Origin of the sequence: Methyloceanibacter sp. (assembly GCF_051306395.1) — a bacterium.
GTDB lineage: Bacteria > Pseudomonadota > Alphaproteobacteria > Rhizobiales > Methyloligellaceae > Methyloceanibacter.
In genome coordinates, this window is sequence record NZ_JBPPND010000185.1 from 1 (window position 1) to 4,072 (window position 4,072).

The window sequence follows — 4,072 nt, forward strand, 5'->3', positions numbered from 1 at the left end:
CGCATGACTTCGGATTCGTAGGCGTTCAGCCTGCAGCCGAAGGTGATGATCTCAAGATCGGACATTTGGCGGCTTCTAGCATGAAATCCCGAAAGGAGTCAGACCCCTGCGGGCGTCAAAAGTTCCGCCGGGAGCGTTCCCTCGAAATCGAGCGCGAACGGCCCGGTCATCAGCACATGACCGTCCGCCTCGCGCCACTCGATGACCAGATCGCCGCCGGGCAGGGTTGTCTTGACCGTGCGCCCGGTGAGTTCGCGGCGTATGGCCGCAACGGCCGAGGCGCAGGCGGCGGTGCCGCAAGCTTGCGTCAGCCCCGCGCCCCGTTCCCAGGTCCGCACCTTTATATGATCCGGGCTAAGCACCTGAACCACGGAGATATTTGCGCGCTCCGGGAACAGCGGATGATGCTCCAGCATGGCCCCGATAGGCCCGAGATCGATGGCGTCCGCCTTTTCCACGAAGAAGACGGCGTGCGGGTTGCCCACATTGACCACGGCGGGCGAGTGCAGCACGGGTGCATCGATCGGTCCCGCCTGGAGCTCGATACGGCGCGTGTCGTGGAACTCCTCCGCTAGGGGAATTTCGTCCCAGCGAAGGCGCGGCACGCCCATATCGATGGTGACCTGACCGTCCGCGCCCACATGCGCGCCGAGCACCTGATCCTCGGTCTCGATGGTAACGTCGGCGCGTCCCTGTTCTTGGGCGACGACTGCCGCGACGCAGCGCGCCGCGTTACCGCAGGCCGCCACTTCGCCGCCGTCGGCGTTCCAGATCCGCATGAACACATCGGCAGCCTCCGACGGCTCGAGCACGATGAGCTGGTCGCAGCCTATGCCTTCCTTGCGGTCGGCGATGGCGCGCACCGCGTCCGCGCCAAGCGCGAGCGTGCCCGTCCGCGCATCGACCACGACGAAGTCGTTGCCGAGCCCGTTCATCTTGCGGAAGTGGAGAGTGTTCGCGTCCATGTCCAGAATCCGAAAACCTGCCGCCTCTATAGCACCCAGGCGGCCGGAAAGCCCTAGGCCGCCTGCTTTCGGCCTCGAATGCCCAAGAAGCCAAGCAGCGCCAGGGCGGCAAACCCCGCGCCGGTCAGGAACGTCGCTTCGGGGGAGACGGCGTCCCACAAAATCCCGGCGGCTACGCTCGCCAGCAGCGTGGCGAGGCCGGTGACCAAGCCGAACAGCCCAAAGGCCGTCCCGCGCAAGCGCGCCGGCGCGGCATCCGCCACAAGCGCCGACAGCACGCCTTGGGTAAGCCCCATATGGAGCCCCCATAGGCCGATGCCAAGGAAGACGGCGGCAAGCCCCTCGCCGAAGGCCAGCAGGACGTCGGCCGCGATCAGCACAGCCAGCCCCGCGACCAGCAACGGTTTGGCCCCGAAGCGATCCTGAAGCCGCCCCGCTGGATAGGCACTGATCGCGAACAGGACGCTCATGACGGCGATCACCGCAGGCGCGAGCGCCAGAGCCAGCCCGAGGTCGTAGGCGCGGATGACGAGGAAGGCCTCCGAGAACCGGGCAAGCGTGAACACCGCTCCGGCCGCCACCACGAACCAATAGAAGCGCCCGAGCGCGCCCACCTCGTGCAGCTTGATCGGCACGCGCTTTTCTTTCGCCGTCGCCGCCGGCTCCTTCACGAAGACCATGAGGATGACGACGGAGATCACCGCCGGGATGACCGCGAACCACAGCACGGCGCGGATATCGTCGTTGAGGAGCACCATGAGCCCAATCGCGAGCAGCGGACCGACCGTCGCGCCCACCGTGTCGAGCGACTGCCGCAAGCCGAACGCCGCGCCCCGTTGCGCAGGCGGCGTCACGTCGGCGACAAGCGCGTCACGTGGCGCCCCGCGGACGCCCTTGCCGATACGGTCGAGGAACCGCGCTGCGGCTACGACCCACACGGCGCTCGCTATCGGGAACAGCGGCTTGGTGATCGCGGCAAGCCCATAGCCCGCCACGGCCAGAGCTTTCCGCCGCTGGAGCGTGTCGGACAGCCAGCCCGAGAACACTCGCGCGATTTGGGCGGCTGCCTCGGCGATGCCCTCTACCAGGCCGAGCACCGCGGCGCTGGCGCCCAGGCTGACCACCAAAAACAGCGGCAACAGCCCATGGATCAGCTCCGAGGAGACATCCATGAACAACGAGGTGAAACCGAGCGCCCAGACCGTTCTCGGCAAGTGCGCAGGGGATGTGGTCTTGGAACTCAAGGGCCCAGCGGGGTTCGAGGCGTTGCGAAGAATTCACTTATATGGCGTTCTCTCCTGGCGTCGCATCCCTTGCGAAGGAGCCCTTCATGATTGCCGTTCCGGGTAACGATCCGGTCCATGCGCTGGTCCCGCATACGCTCGAGGAACCGCTTCCCGGCGCGGACAGCGGTCCACTTGCAGGGCTCAGCTTCATGGTGAAGGATCTTTTCGCGATCGAGGGACGGAAGGTCTCGAACGGCAATCCGGATTTCTACGAACATGCGGCGCCCGCGAGCACAACGGCGCCCGTTATCACCCGATTGCTGGAGGCGGGTGCCTCGTTGACCGGCATCACCATCTGCGATGAGTTCTTCTACAGCGTGCTCGGCAGCAACGCACACTACGGCCAACCGGTGAACCCGCGCGCCGGGCGCTACGTGACCGGCGGCTCGTCTTGCGGTTCGGCGGCGGCCGTGGCCGCCACGATCTGCGATTTCGCGCTGGGCTCCGACACCGGCGGCTCGATTCGCGTGCCGGCGTCGTTCTGTGGGCTCTATGGCCTACGACCCACCCATGGCCGCATCGACGCCACCGGCGCGACCGCCATGGCGCCAAGCTTCGACACGATCGGCTTCCTGGCGCGCGACCCGGAGCTCTTCCGAAAGGTCGGCCATGTGCTGCTGCAAGGCACGTGCGTCGACGCCCCGATCAAACGGCTCGTGCTTGCCCAGGACATCGTCGACTACTCCGAGGCGAGCGAAGACCAGGCCCTGTGGCAAATGCTCGACAAGCTCGCGGGCGTGATCCCAAAGCCCCTGCAGGCGGACATCGCCGGGGAAACGATCGAGGCATGGCGCAAGGCTTTCGCCACCATCCAAGGCTTCGAGATCCAGTCCACGCTGCTGCCCTTCGTCCAATCTCACAACGTGGAGCTCGGTCCGGGCATCAAGGAGCGCTTCGAGATCGCCTCCCACATCACCTTCGCCGCGGTGGAGGCGGCGCGGAAGGTCCGGGCCACGGTGGCGGAGCACCTGCGCACCATCGTGCAGCCGGGCACGGCCATTGTCCTGCCCACGACGCCGACGCTGCCGCCGGAGCGCGACATCCCCGACGGCGCGTCCTTCGCGGAGTTCCGCACCGTGACCCTGCAGAGCACGTGTTTGGCCGGCCTTGCCGGCCTGCCGCAAATCTCGATTCCCATAGACGGAACATCGGGCCTGCCCGTGGGGCTTTCTTTCGTCGCCTGGGAAGGCGGCGATGAGGCTTTGCTTGATTTGGCAGTGAAGCTGGGCTCTCTCACCTGACTCTTCAAACCACGGAGACCGTTTGTGACCGCTTTGCCCTACCTCTATCTGACCTTCGCGATCGCCTTCGAGGTGATCGGAACCTCGGCTTTGAAAGCGTCCGATTCCTTCACCCGGCTCCTTCCGAGCTTGGTATGCGTGTTTGCCTACGCGGTGTCCCTCCTGCTTCTCGCTCTCAGCCTGCGGACGATTCCCGTAGGCCTCGCCTACGCCATGTGGGCCGGCCTCGGCATTGTCTTGATTGCCGCGATCGGCTGGCTTTGGTTCAAGGAACCGCTGGACCTGCCGGCATTCATCGGGCTGGCCCTTATCGTGAGCGGAGTCGTGGTGGTGAACGTTTTTTCGCGCGTCCTGCCACACTAGAGCATTTTCCGGGCTGATTGAATCATTGGGGATTCCCAAGGTTCGTCGAGTCTGATTCAAGCTGCATGCTGGCAAAGGAGGCCAGCATGCATGGCCAAAGCCCTTTCCACTGATCTTCGCCGCCGGGTCGTCGATGCCACTGCCCAGGGTATGTCGTGCCGCCAGGCAGCCGAGCGGTTCGGCGTCAGCGCGTCGAGTGCGATCCGCTGGCAGCAGC

General features: G+C 65.6%; 5 protein-coding genes. 3 read left to right on the plus strand and 2 right to left on the minus strand.

The genetic code is table 11. The features are described from left to right. Window positions 1–98: 98 nt before the first annotated feature. Window positions 99–965: a diaminopimelate epimerase gene (dapF, locus tag ACSLE4_RS09635; protein WP_435904241.1), complete on the minus strand. Its 867-nt coding sequence runs from the start codon at window positions 963–965 to the stop codon at window positions 99–101. Between the two features lie 53 nt (window positions 966–1,018). After that, window positions 1,019–2,209: an MFS transporter gene (locus tag ACSLE4_RS09640; RefSeq protein ID WP_435904242.1), complete on the minus strand. Its 1,191-nt coding sequence runs from the start codon at window positions 2,207–2,209 to the stop codon at window positions 1,019–1,021. Between the two features lie 86 nt (window positions 2,210–2,295). Here ACSLE4_RS09640 and ACSLE4_RS09645 point away from each other — a divergent pair, with 86 nt between their 5' ends. The 3 genes from ACSLE4_RS09645 to ACSLE4_RS09655 all read left to right on the plus strand — a co-directional run. Next, entirely contained in the window at window positions 2,296–3,492 is a 1,197-nt protein-coding gene (locus tag ACSLE4_RS09645; RefSeq protein ID WP_435904243.1) for an amidase, read from the plus strand. Between the two features lie 33 nt (window positions 3,493–3,525). Further along, window positions 3,526–3,855, plus strand: a complete 330-nt coding sequence (locus tag ACSLE4_RS09650) for a DMT family transporter (protein ID WP_435904244.1) — start codon at window positions 3,526–3,528, stop codon at window positions 3,853–3,855. Between the two features lie 90 nt (window positions 3,856–3,945). After that, the coding region (locus ACSLE4_RS09655; RefSeq protein ID WP_435904245.1) for a helix-turn-helix domain-containing protein at window positions 3,946–4,072 on the plus strand (127 nt) is incomplete at its 3' end.